The 16422-nt window shown below is 70.2% G+C and carries 15 protein-coding genes; 6 read left to right on the forward strand and 9 right to left on the reverse strand.

The features are described 5' to 3' along the window. Positions 1-59: 59 nt before the first annotated feature. From hemQ to hemE, 3 genes are all read right to left on the reverse strand, one after another. A complete protein-coding gene (gene hemQ / locus ACYR7D_RS25715) occupies positions 60-755 on the reverse strand; it encodes a hydrogen peroxide-dependent heme synthase (RefSeq protein WP_459547085.1) in 696 nt (231 codons plus the stop codon). A 73-nt stretch (positions 756-828) separates the two neighbouring features. Further along, the gene (locus ACYR7D_RS25720) at positions 829-2196 is read right to left on the reverse strand and encodes a protoporphyrinogen oxidase (protein ID WP_459547086.1); all 1368 of its coding nucleotides are present in this window, start codon (positions 2194-2196) and stop codon (positions 829-831) included. 156 nt (positions 2197-2352) lie between these two features. Further along, on the reverse strand, positions 2353-3408 hold the full coding sequence (gene hemE / locus ACYR7D_RS25725) for a uroporphyrinogen decarboxylase (protein ID WP_459547087.1): 1056 nt from the start codon (positions 3406-3408) through the stop codon (positions 2353-2355). A gap of 197 nt (positions 3409-3605) precedes the next feature. Here hemE and ACYR7D_RS25730 point away from each other — a divergent pair, with 197 nt between their 5' ends. Then, positions 3606-4241 (forward strand): DUF3000 domain-containing protein, encoded by a 636-nt coding sequence (locus ACYR7D_RS25730; RefSeq protein WP_459547088.1) that lies wholly within the window; start codon positions 3606-3608, stop codon positions 4239-4241. A 38-nt stretch (positions 4242-4279) separates the two neighbouring features. Then, positions 4280-5647, forward strand: coding sequence for an HRDC domain-containing protein (locus ACYR7D_RS25735; protein WP_459547089.1), 1368 nt, complete (start codon positions 4280-4282; stop codon positions 5645-5647). A gap of 196 nt (positions 5648-5843) precedes the next feature. Here the strand turns inward: ACYR7D_RS25735 and dxs are convergent, their stop codons facing one another. Beyond that, positions 5844-7742 (reverse strand): 1-deoxy-D-xylulose-5-phosphate synthase, encoded by a 1899-nt coding sequence (gene dxs / locus ACYR7D_RS25740; RefSeq protein WP_459547090.1) that lies wholly within the window; start codon positions 7740-7742, stop codon positions 5844-5846. A gap of 224 nt (positions 7743-7966) precedes the next feature. Here dxs and ACYR7D_RS25745 point away from each other — a divergent pair, with 224 nt between their 5' ends. Continuing rightward, positions 7967-8644: an SIMPL domain-containing protein gene (locus ACYR7D_RS25745; protein ID WP_459547091.1), complete on the forward strand. Its 678-nt coding sequence runs from the start codon at positions 7967-7969 to the stop codon at positions 8642-8644. Positions 8645-8679: 35 nt separating this feature from the next. Here ACYR7D_RS25745 and ACYR7D_RS25750 read toward each other — a convergent pair whose 3' ends face one another. Continuing rightward, a complete protein-coding gene (locus ACYR7D_RS25750) occupies positions 8680-10059 on the reverse strand; it encodes a class I SAM-dependent RNA methyltransferase (RefSeq protein ID WP_459547092.1) in 1380 nt (459 codons plus the stop codon). 45 nt (positions 10060-10104) lie between these two features. After that, positions 10105-12093, reverse strand: coding sequence for an APC family permease (locus ACYR7D_RS25755; protein WP_459547093.1), 1989 nt, complete (start codon positions 12091-12093; stop codon positions 10105-10107). A 184-nt stretch (positions 12094-12277) separates the two neighbouring features. Here ACYR7D_RS25755 and ACYR7D_RS25760 point away from each other — a divergent pair, with 184 nt between their 5' ends. Then, the gene (locus tag ACYR7D_RS25760; protein WP_459547094.1) at positions 12278-12943 is read left to right on the forward strand and encodes a potassium channel family protein; all 666 of its coding nucleotides are present in this window, start codon (positions 12278-12280) and stop codon (positions 12941-12943) included. A gap of 2 nt (positions 12944-12945) precedes the next feature. Continuing rightward, positions 12946-13659: a potassium channel family protein gene (locus tag ACYR7D_RS25765; RefSeq protein WP_459547095.1), complete on the forward strand. Its 714-nt coding sequence runs from the start codon at positions 12946-12948 to the stop codon at positions 13657-13659. Positions 13660-13688: 29 nt separating this feature from the next. Here the strand turns inward: ACYR7D_RS25765 and shbA are convergent, their stop codons facing one another. The 3 genes from shbA to ACYR7D_RS25780 all read right to left on the reverse strand — a co-directional run bounded on the left by shbA (position 13689) and on the right by ACYR7D_RS25780 (position 15582). Next, positions 13689-14327: an RNA polymerase sigma factor ShbA gene (gene shbA, locus ACYR7D_RS25770; RefSeq protein ID WP_459547096.1), complete on the reverse strand. Its 639-nt coding sequence runs from the start codon at positions 14325-14327 to the stop codon at positions 13689-13691. Positions 14328-14460: 133 nt separating this feature from the next. Next, entirely contained in the window at positions 14461-15174 is a 714-nt protein-coding gene (locus ACYR7D_RS25775; protein ID WP_459547097.1) for a DUF3159 domain-containing protein, read from the reverse strand. A gap of 3 nt (positions 15175-15177) precedes the next feature. Continuing rightward, on the reverse strand, positions 15178-15582 hold the full coding sequence (locus ACYR7D_RS25780) for an OB-fold nucleic acid binding domain-containing protein (protein WP_459547098.1): 405 nt from the start codon (positions 15580-15582) through the stop codon (positions 15178-15180). Positions 15583-15671: 89 nt separating this feature from the next. Between ACYR7D_RS25780 and ACYR7D_RS25785 the strand changes: the two genes are divergently transcribed. Then, positions 15672-16406, forward strand: coding sequence for an alpha/beta fold hydrolase (locus ACYR7D_RS25785; RefSeq protein ID WP_459547099.1), 735 nt, complete (start codon positions 15672-15674; stop codon positions 16404-16406). The last annotated feature ends 16 nt before the right edge of the window (positions 16407-16422 follow it).

Here is a 16422-nt window from a genome sequence, read left to right on the forward strand (position 1 = left end):
CCGCCCGGTTCGCATGCCCCTGTTTCCGGGGGCAGCGGCCGGGCGGTTTCCGCGAGCCCTCAGGGCAGCGCGGCGACGAGCTGATCGATCTCGACCCGCGGTCCGGTGAAGAACGGCGTCTCCTCCCGGACGTGCCTGCGAGCGTCCGTCGCGCGCAGGTCACGCATTAGATCCACGATCCGGTGCAATTCCGGCGCCTCGAACGCGAGGATCCACTCGTAGTCACCGAGCGCGAAGGAGGCCACGGTATTGGCCCGGACGTCCGGATAGCCGCGAGCCTCCTTACCGTGGTCGGCGAGCATCTTGCGGCGCTCGTCGTCGGGCAGCAGATACCACTCGTAGGACCGGACGAACGGGTAGACACAGATGTAGTTACCGGGTTCCTCACCGGCCAGGAACGCCGGAATATGACTCTTGTTGAACTCCGCGGGCCGGTGCAGCGCCACATTGCTCCAGACCGGGGTGCTGGCCCGGCCCAGTTCGGTGGTCCGGCGGAAATCGGCATAAGCGGCCTGCAGATCCTCCACCCGTTCGGCGTGGGTCCACACCATGAAATCCGCGTCGGCGCGCATCCCGGCCACATCGTAGATACCGCGCACCACCACATCCCGGTCGGCGAGCCCGTCGAAGAAGGCCCGGGCCTCTTTGATCGCCGCCGCCCGGTCCTCACCCAGCGCACCCGGTCGTACCTGGTACACGGAGAACATGAGATAGCGGAGGGTGGAATTGAGAGCCTGGTAATCGAGTCGCGCCATGACCCCATCGTGCCACTCGCCGGTTCGGGATCCGGGCCGGGCTGGTGGGCGGGCTCTGCCGCGGCCGCCGGCCTCATCCCTCCCGGCTCGGGGCGGTGACCCCGGCGCCGGCGATCCGCCCGGCAGCCGCGGTGGCCGCGGCCACGCAGGCCGGCACCCCGACCCCGTGCAGATAGGCCCCGGCCACCGCGAGATCGGCGAAGCCGGCCAGTGCGGACTCCAGTTCGGCGACCCGTTCGGTGTGACCGGGCGCGTACTGGGCCAGCCCCCCGGGCCAGCGCTGGACCACCGCGGACCGTGGTTCGATCGGCACCCCGGTCACAGTGGCGAGATCGGCGGTCGCGGCACGGATCAGCTCGGCGTCGGAGAGCGACAGCGCGGAGTCGTCCCCGAAGCGGCCGAAAGAAGCGCGCACCAGCGCGGTCTCCCGGAGCGCCAGATGCGGCCATTTCCGGCTGGACAACGTGAAGGCCTTGGCGCGCAACGCTTCTCCGGTGGCCACCAGTATTCCCGAGTTCGGGGGGAGCGCGGTATCACCGGGCAGTTCCAGGGCGACGAGCGCCGAGGAGGACAGTTCGATGGCCGCGGCCGCGTGCGCCGCCGCCGGGGCGATCCCGGTCAGCAACCGGGCGGTGACGGGCGCGGGGGTCGCGAGGATCACCGCGTCGAAGTCCCCGATCGGATCCACCCGCCATCCGCCGGGCTTCCGGTACAGCCCGGTCACCGCGGTGTTCCGGACGGTGGTGGCCGCCGTACCATCGGCCAGCGCGCGCAACAGGGCGCCGTAGCCGTCGCGGAGCGCGCCGAACACCGGGGCATCCGAGGGCGGCGGCAGAGCGGCGGACACCGCCGCGGTGAGGCTCGGCGCCCCTTGGTCCAAGGCGGCCGCCAGGGTGGGCAGCGCTGCCCGGACCCCGATGGACCGGGCGCTACCCGCGTACACACCCCCGAGCAGTGGATCGACACTACGGGCCACGGTCTGCGCGCCGAACCGGTCCGCCACCAGGGTGAACACATCGGTATCGGTTCCGGGCCGCCAGCTCAGCGGGCGGGTGTGCTCGGTGGCTATACGCGTGAGTGTCCGCTCGTCGACGAGGCCGGCGACCGTATCGGGATCGGACGGGATACCCATCAGGGTGCGCTCCGGCAGCGGGTGCGTCCGGCCGTCCGCCCAGATCAGTGGTCGCAATCCGGCCGGATGGACCAGCTGATCGGCGATCCCGAGCTCCCGCAGCAATGCCGGGACCTCCGGCCGCCGGCCGACGAAAGCCTCGGCGCCCAGATCGACCGGATCGCCCGCGATCTCGCCCGTGCGCAGGACACCACCCACCCGGTCGCGACCCTCGACAACGGTGATCGCGGCCGAATCGCCGAGCGAGCGGCGCAACCGGTACGCCGCGACCAGCCCGCTGATGCCCCCACCGACCACCGCGATTCTCATACTCCGACCGTAGCCCGCACCCGCGGATCGGCAGTGCGCACCCCGCGCATACCGTCCATCTCGGCAGCGGATAACCCGGCGGGAGAAGGAATGCCGGGGAAGCGGCGGGTCGCCCGATCGAGAAGAATACGCGACACCGGCCCTATGGGCGGCCCCTCACAGCTCGTGGATCAACTCCACCAGCGCGGTGAGCACACCCGGGTCCGTCTCGGGCAGAACCCCGTGCCCCAGATTGAAGATATGCCCCGCGGCGCCCATGGCCAGTGCCGAATCGGCCTCGTCCGCGATGCGCCGGGCCTCGGCCTCCACCACCGGCCAACCCGCGAAGAGCACGGCGGGGTCGAGATTGCCCTGCAACGCTTTCCCGGGCCCGATCCGGCGCACCGCTTCGGTGAGCGGAAGCCGCCAATCGACCCCCACCACATCGGCACCGGCCTCCCCCATGGCGCCGAGCAGTTCACCCGTACCCACACCGAAATGGATCCTGGGCACCCCGGCATCGGCCAGCTCGGCGAATACGCGCTCGGAATGCGGGAACACATAGCGCCGGTAGTCGGCCTGCGAAAGCGCGCCCGCCCACGAATCGAACAGCTGCACGGCGTCCACTCCGGCCTCGAGCTGGGCCTGGAGGAACACGATGGTGATATCGGTGAGCACACCGAGCAGCGCGTGCCAGGAGGCGGAGTCGGCGTGCATCATCGCCTTGGTGCGCTCGTGGTGTTTGCTGGGTCCGCCCTCGACGAGATACGAGGCGAGCGTGAACGGCGCACCCGCGAAGCCGATCAGCGGTGTCTGCCCGAGTTCGCCGGTCAGCAACCGTACCCCGTCGGTGACCGCCCCGACCTCTTCGGGACGCAATCTGGGCAGCGCCTGCACATCCGCGGCGGTCCGCACCGGCGAGGTGACCACAGGACCCACCCCCGGCACGATATCGAGATCGATCCCGGCCGCCTTGAGCGGAACGACGATATCGGAGAAGAGGATCGCCGCATCGACACCGTGCCGGCGGATCGGCTGCATGGTGATCTCGCAGACCAGTTCCGGGTCGAAACACGATTGCAGCATCCCGATACCCGCCCGGAGCTCACGGTACTCCGGCAGGGAACGTCCGGCCTGGCGCATGAACCACACCGGCCGCCGGGCCGGGGTGGCGCCGGAGGCGGCGGCCAGGAACGGGGCATCGGACAACCGGCGGCGCGTATATGTGCTCATCACCCGCCATCGTATGCCGCCGGGCATCGTCCGGGGCGCGAGCCCGGACGGCGTTCCGGACGCAACCGCGCCCGCACCGGCGACGGCCGGGCCCGAGTGCGCGCTGTTTACCACGATCGGGCCCGTACACCCAGCAACGACGGTCGCCCGGCGCGCCTCCGCGCGCCCCGGGGGCGAGAGGTCTACCGTCATTCCCCGTGACACCGCTCGATATCCGCGACGGCGCACCGAACGATGGGCCCGGCGACGAACCCGCCTCGTTTCGTGCCGCCGTCTCGGCGATGGGCGCCGCCTCCGTACATCCGCGAATCGAGTTGTCCCCGATCCGGCCGCCGCAGCGCCTCGCCCCCTATTCCTACGCCCTGGGCGCCGAGGTGACCCACGAGGACTCACCCGTAGTGCCCGTCGACTCCGAAGGCGATGCTTTCGGCCGGCTCATCCTGCTACACGACCCCAACGGCGACGAAGCCTGGCACGGGGTGTTCCGCCTGGTCGCCTATATCCAGGCCGATATCGACGGTGCGCTTGCCGCCGACCCCCTGTTACCGGAGGTCGCGTGGAGCTGGCTGGTGGACGCCCTGGAGTCCCGGGGCGAACCGTTCACCGCCCTCGGCGGGACGGTGACCTCCACGAGTTCGGTGCGCTACGGCGATATCGCCGGACCCCCGCGGGCACACCAGTTGGAATTGCGGGCGTCCTGGACGGCGCGCACCACCGAAATGCGCCCTCATGTGGAAGCCTTCGGGGAAGTACTGGCCTATGCGGCAGGTCTGCCACCCGCGGGTATCACCGATCTACGGCCCTCCTCCCGGGGCAAGACCGACCGTGGTTGAATATCGGCCGTGGCCCCGGCCACGTAGAGTGGCCTTTTATGCCGGTAGTAGAGGAGCCCGAACACCTGTCCGGTGACCACCCGGACGGTGGCCCCGCCGCGCCCGGGATATCCCGTCCCGGGCCCCGGAACGAGGTGAGAGGCCCGACGCCGGAAGCCGGTTCCACCGAACCTCCCGCCCCGCTCCCGCTGCTGGAGCCCACCGAGGGCATCCCGCCGGTATGCGATACCCCCGACGCCGTGGCGGCCGCCGCCGAACGCCTCGCCGCGGGCTCCGGCCCACTCGCCGTCGACGCCGAACGTGCCTCCGGGTTCCGCTACTCGTCTCGGGCCTACCTGATCCAGTTGCGCCGCGCGGGCGCCGGCACCGTACTGATCGATCCCATTCCCGTCGCCGCCGCGCTCGGCCCGCTGGCGGCCGCGATCAACGATATGGAATGGATTCTGCACTCGGCCGACCAAGATCTACCGGGCCTGGCCGAACTCGGCCTGCGACCCGCGCAACTGTTCGACACCGAGTTGGGCGGGCGGCTGGCCGGCTTTCCTCGCGTCGGGCTGGCCGCCATGGTGGAGCAGCTGCTCGGCCGGGCACTGCGCAAAGGGCACGGCGCCGCGGACTGGTCCACCCGGCCGCTGCCCGAAGCATGGCTGAACTACGCCGCATTGGATGTGGAACTCCTGCCCGAGCTCCGCGAGGCGGTGGCCGCCTCGCTGGCCGAGCAGGGGAAAACCGACTGGGCCGCTCAGGAATTCGAACATATCCGGCTCGCCGAACCGGCCCCGCCGAAACCGGATCGCTGGCGTCGCACCTCGGGTATCCACACTCTGCGCCGCGCCCGCCAACTGGCCACGGTGCGCGAATTGTGGCTCACCCGCGATGCGCTGGCCCGCAGCCGCGATATCGCACCGTCGCGCATCCTGCCGGATTCCGCCATCATCACCGCCGCGAACGCCGATCCCCGAACCATCGGCCAGCTACGTGAACTACCCGTCTTCGGCGGCCCTCGGCAGCGCCGTTACTCCCGGGAATGGCTGGGTGCGGTGGAACGCGCCCGCGCGCTGTCCGAGGACGAGCTGCCCCGGATGACCCAACCCTACGACGGGCCGCCTCCGGTGAACCGGTGGGAACGCCGCGATCCGGCCGCCGCCGCCCGGCTGACCCGTGCCCGCGCCGTGATGGCCGGAATATCCGAGAGAGTCGCGGTACCGGTGGAGAACCTGCTCGCCCCCGATCTGGTCCGCCGCCTGTGCTGGGACGGCCTACCCGACTACCGGCCGGGGCCGGAACAGGCCGGGGAGCTCGCCGCCGCCGTCGACGGCTTCCTGAAGTTGCACGGGGCCCGGCCCTGGCAGCGTGGTCTCACGGTCGAACCGCTGGCCGGCGCATTGACCGCCCAGCCGGGCTGAGCTGCCGCCGACCGGGGAGCTCGCCGGTCGGCCGCCACCGGGGCAGTGGCTCCCGTAGCAGCCCGTACACACCGGCCGCGCCCTCGCGGCTGCCCGGCGGGCCGACCATCCCCGGTTGGTGCTCAGCGGCCGCGGGGTAGCGCGGGCAGCCGTCGACGGATATCTTCACCGGGCGCCGACCCCGGCCGGGGCCGGGTCACCGGGCATCGAGCCAGCCGGTGACCCGCCGCGCGATATCCGGGGCGGTCAGACCGAGCTCTTGGCGCACCTGCGCGATACTGCCGTGCTCGAGGAACTCCTGCGGAATACCGATATCGCGCGCGGGCACATCGAGACCCGCGGCGCGCAACCGGGCCGACACCGTGGAACCGATCCCGCCGTGGAGACCGCCGTCCTCCAGAGTCACCACCAGCCGGTAGTTCTCGGCCAGTTTGACGATGGTGTCGGAAACCGGCAGCACCCAGCGGGGATCGATGACCGCGGCGGTGATCCCCTCGGGCTCCAGCAGTTCCGCCGCCTGGAGCGCGGCGGGAACGAGTGCGCCGACCGCCACGAACAGCACATCGCCGCGCTGGGTCTGCGCCGACGGACCCTCCCGGTCCGGCAGCCACAGTACGTCCACACCGTCCAGCCGTTCCATCGCCCGGATATCGGCGCCCACGGTGTCCTTCGGGAAGCGCAGCGCGGTCGGGCCGTCGCTCACCGCGAGCGCCTCGGCCAGTTCCTCGGCCAGGGTGGCGGCGTCGCGGGGCGCGGCCACCCGCATCCCGGGCACGATACCGAGCAGCGACAGATCCCACATACCGTTGTGGCTGGCGCCGTCGGCACCGGTGATACCGGCCCGGTCGAGAACCAGCGTCACCGGTTGTTTCAGCAGGGCGATATCCATCAGCAGCTGATCGAAGGCCCGGTTGAGGAAGGTCGAGTAGATCGCCACCACCGGGTGCAGCCCACCGAGGGCGAGCCCGGCGGCCGAGGTCAGCGCATGCTGTTCGGCGATCCCGACATCGAAGAGGCGATCCGGGAAACGCTCGCCGAACGCGGCGAGCCCGGTGGGTCCGGGCATGGCGGCGGTGAGCGCCACGATATCGTCGCGGCGCTCGGCATGGGCGATGAGCTCCGCGGAGAAGACCGAGGTCCAGCTGACCGATTTACCCTGGCTCACGGCTTCGCCGGTACGCGGATCGATGGGGCCGCAGGCATGCATCTGATCGGCCACATGGTTCTCGGCCGGTTCGTATCCGTGGCCCTTCTGGGTGACGGCGTGTACTACAACCGGCCCGCCGAAATCCTTGGCGTGCCGCAGCGCCGATTCCAGGGCCACGATATCGTGCCCGTCCACCGGGCCGACGTATTTGAGCCCGAGATCGCTGAACAGTTCCTGCGGGCTCACCGCGTCCTTGATACCGGCCTTGACCGCGTGCACCATCGAATACGCGGAATCCCCCACGTGCGGAATGCTCTTCAGGATCCGGCGGCCCGTGTCGAGCATATGTTCGTAGGCCGGCTGGGTGCGCAGCGCGGTCAGCCGTTCGGCCAGGCCGCCGATGGTCGGTGCGTAGGAGCGGCCGTTGTCGTTGACGACGATGACCACCGGCCGGTCGGGTGCGCCGGCGATATTGTTCAGCGCCTCCCAGCACATCCCGCCGGTGAGCGCGCCGTCCCCGACCACCGCCACCACATGGCGGTCCTGTCCGGTCAGCGCGAAGGCCTTGGCCAAGCCGTCGGCGTAGGACAGCGAGGCCGAGGCATGGGAGGACTCCACCCAGTCGTGTTCGCTCTCGGCTCGGCTGGGATACCCCGACAGGCCGTCCTTACGGCGCAGAGTATCGAACCGATCCTTGCGACCGGTCACGATCTTGTGCACATAGGCCTGGTGGCCGGTGTCGAAGATCAGCGGATCGGTGGGCGAATCGAAGACTCGGTGCAGAGCCAGAGTGAGCTCCACCACACCGAGATTGGGGCCGAGGTGGCCGCCCGTGACGGCAACCTTGTGCACCAGGAACTCGCGGATCTCCTCCGCCAGCTCCCGCAGTTGTGGTACGGACAGCCCGCGCACATCTTCGGGCGTATCGACCCGGGAAAGCACTCCCACCTGACTCGCTCCCTCCGGATAGCGCAGTTGATCCGACCAGTCTAAGAGCCGCGGCCGACCGCATCACCCCGGCTGCGAGCGGGACACCGCCGTACCGGTCCGGATCCGCGGTCCGGCCGGTCCAGCCTAAAGTGAATGGCGGGCCCCGCGCGAACCGCATGCCGGCACAGGCCCCGGAGAAGCGGCGAACCGAGATCGCCGGACAGCCGACGCGAGGAGACCGGATGAGCCGATCGCGACCCGGCACGGTGACGGTGTTCGGGCACGGCACCGTACGCGCCGCCCCGGAACTACTGGTGGCGGCGATCGCGGTGGAATGCCGGGCCAGCACCGTCACCCTCGCCTACCAGCGGGCCGGACAGCGGATGAGCGCGGTGACCGCCGCATTGCGTGCGGACGGGGTGCCGGGAACCGATATCGCCACCGGTATGCTCTCGGTCCGCTCCGATCTGGCCTGGCAGGACGGTGTATCGCGGATCGCCGGGTACGTCGCCACCAGTGCGCTCACCGTCACTCTGGCCCACCTCGGCTCCGCCCCCGCCGACACCGGGCGGCCGGACCCCGCCGAGATCATCGCGCGGGCCGTGGCCGCCGGCGGTGACGATGTCCGGCTGGGCGGTCTGCAGCACACCTTCGCCGACCGGGACCGGCTGCTGGACCGCGCCCGGGACACGGCATGGGACAACGCCGTGGACAAGGCACGCCGGTACGCCCGCCGCGCCGCCCGGGAGCTGGGTCCCGTGTTGGAGATCACCGAGGACACCGCCGCACCCGCGCCCACCGCACCGGCGCAATCCGGCGGCGTGCGCATGGTGGCCGCCACGAGCCCGGCACCGGTGCCGATCGAACCCGGCGAAACGGAACTCGCGGCGACGCTGCGGATCACCTGGCAGCTCGGCTGAGCGGACGGTTCCTCTCTCCTACCCGGCGGGCGGGATCAGCGTTCCAGCAGCGCAAGGCATTCCACATGATGGGTGGCCGGGAACGCATCGAAGGCGCGTAACGCGGTCGCCCGGTACCCGGCGTCCAGGTACAGCCGCAGATCGCGGGCGAAAGAGGCCGGATCGCAGCCGATGTGCACGATCCGGTCGGGGTCCGCGCCCGTCACCGCCTCGATCACGACCTTCCCGGCCCCGGCACGCGGCGGGTCGAGCACCACGACCTGCGGGCGCGGACCCTCCCGGGCCGCGGCCCACTGCTCGACCCGGCCCCCGCGCAGATCCAGCCAGGGCAGATCGCCCAGCGCGGCATGCCCGTCGGCCACCGCCGAGCGCGAACTCTCGAGCGCGCGCACCGAGCCGGTGGGGCCCACCCGCTCGGCCAGCCGGGCGGCGAAAACCCCCGCGCCGCTGTACAGATCCCACGCGGTCGCACCGGGCGCGAGATCGGCCCATTCGGCGACGGTATCCGAATAGCGTTGCGCGGCCTCGCGGTGTGCCTGCCAGAAACCGGCCGCGGATACCTCCCAGCGGCGGCCGGATACGTACTGCACGGCTCGGCCGGTGCCCTCGACCACCCATTCGTCGCGGTCGGTGCGGGCGGCGGCGCGCCGGGCGGCCGCCCGCCGGCGCCGGGCGTTGCCGGTCTCCGGATCCGGTTCGTCCCGGTCCCCGGGCCGGCCCTGTTCGCGCGGCTGCCGGAGGTCACGCCGGACGCCGGTATGCCGGCCGGGACGGCCGCCCGGCCCCCGCCGTCCACCGCGGGTGCTACCGGGATCGGCCGGGGCGAGTTCGACGATATGCCGGGTCCCCTCGTCGTCCACCGCGACCACCAGATCCGCGCCGGGCGTCCAGCGCCGCTGCGCGATACCGTCCAGGGCTCCGGCCACGGGTTGCGGACACCGCAGATCGGTCAGCACCTCGGTGCCGCGATACCGGTGCACTCCGGCGCGCCCCGCGGCGTCGACCACCAGGCGTATCCGGGTGCGCCAGCCGCCGGTGCGCTCGATACCGATCGGCTCCACCTCGATACCGCGCTCGATACCGGCGATCCGCCGTAACTGCTCGGCGACCACGGTGGCCTTGAGGTCGCGTTGCGCCGCCGCGGTGGCGAAGGAGAAATCGCAGCAGCCGGCACCGCCGGGGCCCGCGACCGGACAGGTCGCCGGAATCCGGTCCGGAGAAGGTTCGACGATCTCCACCGCCTCGGCCCGGCAGAACGAGCCGCCGCGGTCCTCGGTGACGCGGGCTCGCACCAGTTCGCCGGGCAGACCGTGCCGCACGAAGACCACGCGGCCCTCGTACCGGGCCACACAGAAACCGCCGTGCCCGGGCGGGCCGAGGCGTACCGGCAGTTCGCGATCACGCCAGCTGCTCATCGGCGGACTCCCCCCTCGCCGGGAACGGTTCCGTCCATCCCACGGTCACCTCCGATCTCCGTAACCGCGCCGGACCGCGCCCGGCGCCGTATGCTCTCCCGCCACGCGGGCCCGCGCCGACGAGCTCAGCTGCCACGGCACACTGGTCACCATCACCCCCGGCTCGAACAACAGCCTGCCCTTCAACCGTAGGGCGCTCTGGTTGTGCAGCAACTGCTCCCACCAGTGCCCCACCACGTATTCGGGGATGAACACCGTCACCACATCGCGCGGAGCGTCCTTACGCACCCGCTGCACATAGTCCAGGACCGGTTTCGTGATCTCCCGGTACGGCGATTCCACCACCTTCAGCGGCACGGTGATATCGCTGTTCTCCCACTCCCGTACCAGTGCCCGGGTGTCGTCCTCGTCGACGTTCACGGTGATCGCCTCGAGGGTGTCCGGGCGGCCCGCCCGCGCGTAGGCCAGGGCTCGGCGCGTCGGCAGATGCAGTTTGGAGACCAGCACGATCGAATGGGAGCGACTGGGCAGCACCCCATCCCATTCGTGTTCCGCCAGCTCCCGGGCCACCGACTCGTAATGGTGGTGGATCATCTTCATCACCACGAAGATCACCGCCATGGTGACCACGGCGATCCAGGCACCGGCGAAGAACTTCGTGACCAGCACGATCACCAGCACGGTGCCGGTTGCCACCAGGCCGAGAGCGTTGATGGCGCGGGAGCGCATCATCTGCCGCCGCTGCGCCGGGTCCGTCTCCCGGCTCAGCAGGCGGGTCCAGTGCCGGAGCATGCCCGCCTGGCTGAGGGTGAACGAGAGGAACACCCCGATGATGTAGAGGTGGATGAGTTCGGTCACTTCCGCGCCGAAGGCCACCACGAAACCCATGGCGGCGAAGGCCAGGAACAGGATGCCGTTGCTGAAAGCCAGCCGGTCACCCCGCGTATGCAGCTGGCGGGGCAGGAACCGGGACTGGGCCAGGACCGAGCCGAGCACCGGGAAGCCGTTGAACGCGGTATTGGCGGCCAGCACCAGGACCAGGGCGGTCACCGCGGCCACGAAATAGAAGCCGGGGGTGAAATGGTCGAACACGGCATGGGCTATCTGGGCGATCAGCGTTTTCTGCTGGTAGCCCTCGGGTGCCCCGGCCAGCTGTTCCGGATGTTCGGCGATCACCACCTGCGTCTGCCGCGCGAGCACGATCATCCCGAGGAACAGGGTGATCGCGATGACACCGAGCATGAGCAGGGTGGTCGCGGCGTTACGCGATTTGGGTTTGCGGAACGCCGGCACCCCGTTGCTGATCGCCTCGACACCGGTCAGCGCCGCGCACCCCGAGGAGAAGGCTCGCGCCAACAGGAAGATCAGCGCCAGACCGGCCAGATGCTCCTCCTCGGCGCGTAGTTCGAAGCCCGCCGATTCGGCACGCACCTCGTCGTCGAGGACGAAGATCCGGAACAGTCCCCAGGCGAGCATGCCGAACATTCCGAGAAGGAACGCGTACGCCAGCAACGCGAAGGTCCGGCCGGACTCCCGGACCCCGCGCAGATTCAACGCGGTGAGCAGCCCGATGGCGGCCACCGCGAACAGCACTTTGTGTGTGGCGACGAACGGTATCGCCGACCCGATCGTGGACGCGGCCGAGGCGATGGAGACCGCAACCGTGAGCACATAGTCCACGAGCAGGGCGCTGCCCACCACCAAACCGGCGTTCGCGCCGAGATTGGTGGTGACGACCTCGAAATCGCCGCCACCGGACGGGTAGGCGTGCACATTCTGCCGGTAACTGGCCACCACGATGATCAGTACGACCGCCACCACCAGACCGAGCCACGGAGCGTAGGTGTATCCGGCGAGCCCCGAGACCGACAGCACGAGAAAGATCTGTTCCGGCGCGTACGCGACCGAGGACATCGGATCCGAGGCGAACACCGGCAGCGCGACACGTTTCGGCAGCAGAGTGTGGCCCAGGGAGTCACTGCGGAATGGCCGCCCCAGCACCAGGCGTTTGGTGGCGGTCGTCAACTTCGACACTGGACGGAGCATAAGCCTCTCTCCGGAGGCGGGCCGCGACGCATCACCGGAACCCGGAGTTTGGCCACCCGCGGCAGGGGGAACGTGGCAGGGGGCGAGAGCCGACGAGTACGGTTCGGTCTCGCGGCACCCGAGCGGCTGTTCACGGGGTCGCAGGCACACCGAGTCAGGAGCGAGGTTCACGGTGTACGTGGTGATCATGGGGTGTGGGCGAGTGGGGGCCTCGCTGGCCCGCGCCATGGTCCGGATAGGTCACGAGGTCGCCGTGATCGACCGGAATCCGGATGCGTTCCGCCGGCTGGGCACCGATTTCCCGGGCGGGACAGTGGTGGGGGTCGGTTTCGACCGGGAGGTCCTGCGCCGCGCGGGCATCGAACGGGCCGGGGCATTCGCGGCTGTTTCCTCCGGTGACAACTCCAACATCATCTCCGCCCGCGTGGCGCGCGAAATGTTCGGGGTCGAACGGGTGGTGGCCCGGATCTACGACGCCAAACGCGCCGCCGTGTACGAACGGCTCGGCATTCCGACCATCGCCACCGTGCCCTGGACAACCGACCGTTTCCTGCACAATCTCATCGGCGACGCGGGCACCACCACGTGGCGCGACCCCACCGGCACCGTGGCCGTCGCGCAACTGGCCCTGCACGAGGACTGGTACGGACGCACCGTCCGCGATCTGGAGGCGGCCCTCAGCGCCCGGGTGGCGTTCATCATCCGGTTCGGTCAGGGAATCCTGCCGGACGCCAGAACCCTCGTCCAGGCCGACGACATCGTGTACGTGGCCGCCACCTCCGGCTCCGCCGGTGAAGCGGTGGCGCTGGCCGCCAAACCCCCAGCGAACAAGGACTGATCATGAAAGTGGCCATCGCCGGAGCCGGGGCCGTCGGCCGCTCCATAGCCCGGGAGCTGCTGCGGTCCGGGCACAGCGTCATGCTGCTCGAACGTCAGCTCGACCATATCGACCCCGAAGCGGTACCCGAAGCGGTCTGGGTGCACGCCGACGCCTGCGAACTGCAACTGCTCGAGGACGCCGGGCTACAGGATTACGAGGTGGTCATCGCCGCTACCGGCGACGACAAGGCCAATCTGGTGCACAGTCTGCTGGCGAAAACCGAGTTCGGGGTGCGCCGGGTGGTGGCGCGGGTCAACGATCCACGCAACGAATGGCTGTTCGACGATGCCTGGGGTGTCGATGTCGCGGTCTCCACGCCACGTCTGCTGGCGTCCCTGGTCGAGGAGGCGGTCACGGTGGGCGATCTGGTCCGCTTGATGACGCTGCGGCAGGGACAGGCCAATCTCGTCGAACTCACGCTCCCGCCGGATACCACGCTGGCCGGGAAACCGGTCCGCACCCTCACCCTGCCGCGGGATTCCGCCCTGGTCACTATTCTCCGCGGCGGTCGGGTCATCGTGCCGCAGCCCGACGACCCGTTCGAAGGGGAGGACGAGCTGCTGTTCGTCGCCTCGGCGGAGGCCGAGGAGGCACTGCGCTCGGTGCTGGCACCGCACGGTGCCGTACCGGCGCCCGGCGCCGGTCTCACACCCTCGCAGGATGCCGAATACTGACCTCCCGACAGCATTCGACGCACCGCGGTTCAGGCAGCGACCGGCTGCCCCGCCCGGGCCCGGAGCTTGTTGAGCGCCCGGTACTGCATGACTCGCACCACGCCGGGGGTGGTACCGATCGCCGCCGCCGTCTCGGCCGCGCTCCATCCCAGCACGATCCGCAGCACCAGAACCTTGCGGTGCACCGGATTGAGTTGCTGCATGAGCTCGCGCGCCACCGCGCCGTGTTCGGCCGCCAGCGCCCACTCCTCCGGGCCGGCCGCCGTGGATGCCTGCTCGGGCACCTCCGCGACGGGATAGGCCGGGTGGATCTGCGCACCACGGAAAGCATCGGACACCTTGTTCGCCGCGATCCCGTAGACGAAGGCGAGGAAGGATTTCCCCTGGTAGCGATACCGGGGGACGGCCTGCACCGTCGCGATCAGCACTTCCTGCGTCACATCCTCGGCCGTTACCTGCAGATGCGTGGCATTACCGAGCCTGGTCCGGCAGTAACGCTGCACCAGGGGCTGTACCACGCGCAGGATTTCGGCCACGGCGGCACGGTCACCCGCTGCCGCGGAAGGGACCAGGGCCTCCAATTCGGCGGATACCCGGCGGCTCCGGGACCACGTCGGGTTGTCGCGCCCCCGCTCCGGGCGGGTGCTCGCGTGCTGCTCGGTACGCATTCGCCAGTCCTCTCGGCAGATCGTCGTCTGTAACGATCGTCCGACGAACAGCGGCGCCGGGATAGACACCAAAGGGTGGGTATTCGTCCACCCTTCGTACGAGCCGACCCGCGGAAAACGGGTACCGGAGGAATCAGGCCCGGTCGGCGGCGTGCCGACCGCTGGCGGCGGGCAGATGCCCCGCCCGGCGCACCGCCCAGACGGTCACCACCAGCGCGAGCGCCGTGAGCGGCCAGCCCATGGCGATACGCGCGGCGGCGAGCCAGCCGGTGCTGTCGGCATCGTAGAGATGATTCTGGACCAGGTAGCGGGCGCCGAAGACCAGAACCCAGGTCGCGGTCGCCACATCGTAGAGCCGCACCACCCGGGGATCACCGCGCCAATCGCCGCCATGGCCGTTGAGTACGCCCCACACCACACCGACCAGCGGCCGGCGCACCAGGATCGAGATCAGGAACGCCGCGCCGTAGAGAAGGCTGGTGTAGATACCGAACAGGAAGAAGCCCTTGGCCTCGCCCATCCGCCAGGCGATGAACGCGCAGATCCCGACGCCCAGGAAGCCGGAGACGGCGGGCTGGATCGGTTCACGCCGCACCAGCCGCCACACCAGGACCGCGGCCGCTACACCGAGCGCGGCCCATACCGCGGCGGTGAGCCCGAAAAGTGTGTTCACCGGTACGAACACCAGCACCGGCAGAGTGGAGTAGATGAGCCCGCCGAAGCCACCCAACTGTTCCAGCAGGGTTTGTTCGGCGGGCTCCGCACGCGGACCGTCCGCGGCGGCCGCTTCCGATGCGGTAGCGGCCCGCGGGATCGGGGTGGTGGCGTACTCGTCGCTCGATGGCATACGTCAGTTGTTTCCGCGCAGTTCGTAATAGGGGTTGAAGATCACCTTGCGGCCTTCGCGTTCACCGACCCGGCCGCGGACCATGATGTGCCGGCCCGACTCGATCCCGGGTATCCGGCGACGCCCGATCCACACCAGGGTGATGGCGTCGGTGCCGTCGAAGAACTCCGCCTGCACGCTCGCACCCGCCGACTGAGGACACGAATCGACACTGCGCAAACGGCCCAGCATCATCGCCTCCTCACCGCGTCGGCAGTCCGATACCCGGCAGGCGCCCGAAGCATCGGCCGTCTCCGCCAGCCGCTCGGCGTCGAGCTGATCGAGATCCTCGGTCAATCTACGGCCGAGCCTGCGAAAATATCCGGTAGCGGACTTGGCGCCCGCTCTTCTTCCTGCGGAGGAAGACATCGCCTGCTCTCCTAAGCGCGGATGACATGGGTCGCACATCATCCGGGTTTCCTGCTACGGCCCAGCTGTGGCCGTACTCGCCACTGTAGATGGGTCCCGGCAGCGCCGCTACGCTCGGTCCGGTGTTCGATTCCCCACGTCCGGCCCGCGTCGTGGCCCTGCCCGGAACCGGCTCCGATGCGCATTTCGCACGCCGCGCCTTCGCGCCCGCCTGCACCGCGCTGGGCCTCGAACTGGTGGCCGTGGATCCCGATCCCGCCGCGGTGATCGACAGCTACCGGGCCGCTCTCGACGACGCCGTCGCCCGTGGACCGGTTCTGGCGGCGGGTATCTCCCTGGGCGCCGCGGTCGCGGTCGAATGGGCGAGTACCCGCGGCCCGGCCGAGGTCACCGGGGTCGTCGCCGCCCTGCCCGCCTGGACGGGCCCGGATACCGCGCACTGTCCCGCCACCCTCAGCGCCGCCGTCACCGCGGCGCAGCTACGAGCCGAGGGACTGGAACCGGTGGTCGCCCGGATGCGGGCCGGGAGCCCGGCCTGGCTCGCCGACGCGCTGACCCGGTCGTGGCGGTCCCAGTGGCCGGGTCTTCCGGCGGCGCTGGAGGAGGCCGCGCGGTACAAATGGCCCGAAGCCGGTCTGCTCGACGCGTTGGCCGTACCCCTGGCGGTGATCGCCGCCGCGGATGATCCGGTGCACCCGGTGGCGGTGGGCCGGGAATGGGCACGCCGGGCACCGCGCTCGCTGCTCACCGAGATCACCCTCGACGAACTCGGCGCCGACCCCGGCATCCTGGGCCGCCTGGCGCTCTCGGGCCACACCGGCTGAACCGGCCCCTCCCCCT

This window comes from Nocardia sp. X0981 (assembly GCF_977089955.1).

Bases quoted from the DNA above. Each gene is read 5' to 3' on its own strand.
- hemE (WP_459547087.1), bottom strand. From the start codon at position 3,408: ATGAGCACATATACGCGCCGCCGGTTGTCCGATGCCCCGTTCCTGGCC.
- shbA (WP_459547096.1), bottom strand. From the start codon at position 14,327: ATGCGTACCGAGCAGCACGCGAGCACCCGCCCGGAGCGGGGGCGCGAC.
- ACYR7D_RS25765 (WP_459547095.1), top strand. From the start codon at position 12,946: ATGAAAGTGGCCATCGCCGGAGCCGGGGCCGTCGGCCGCTCCATAGCC.
- ACYR7D_RS25735 (WP_459547089.1), top strand. From the start codon at position 4,280: ATGCCGGTAGTAGAGGAGCCCGAACACCTGTCCGGTGACCACCCGGAC.
- ACYR7D_RS25720 (WP_459547086.1), bottom strand. From the start codon at position 2,196: ATGAGAATCGCGGTGGTCGGTGGGGGCATCAGCGGGCTGGTCGCGGCG.
- ACYR7D_RS25750 (WP_459547092.1), bottom strand. From the start codon at position 10,059: ATGAGCAGCTGGCGTGATCGCGAACTGCCGGTACGCCTCGGCCCGCCC.
- ACYR7D_RS25785 (WP_459547099.1), top strand. From the start codon at position 15,672: ATGGGTCCCGGCAGCGCCGCTACGCTCGGTCCGGTGTTCGATTCCCCA.
- hemQ (WP_459547085.1), bottom strand. From the start codon at position 755: ATGGCGCGACTCGATTACCAGGCTCTCAATTCCACCCTCCGCTATCTC.
- ACYR7D_RS25780 (WP_459547098.1), bottom strand. From the start codon at position 15,582: ATGTCTTCCTCCGCAGGAAGAAGAGCGGGCGCCAAGTCCGCTACCGGA.
- ACYR7D_RS25775 (WP_459547097.1), bottom strand. From the start codon at position 15,174: ATGCCATCGAGCGACGAGTACGCCACCACCCCGATCCCGCGGGCCGCT.
- ACYR7D_RS25745 (WP_459547091.1), top strand. From the start codon at position 7,967: ATGAGCCGATCGCGACCCGGCACGGTGACGGTGTTCGGGCACGGCACC.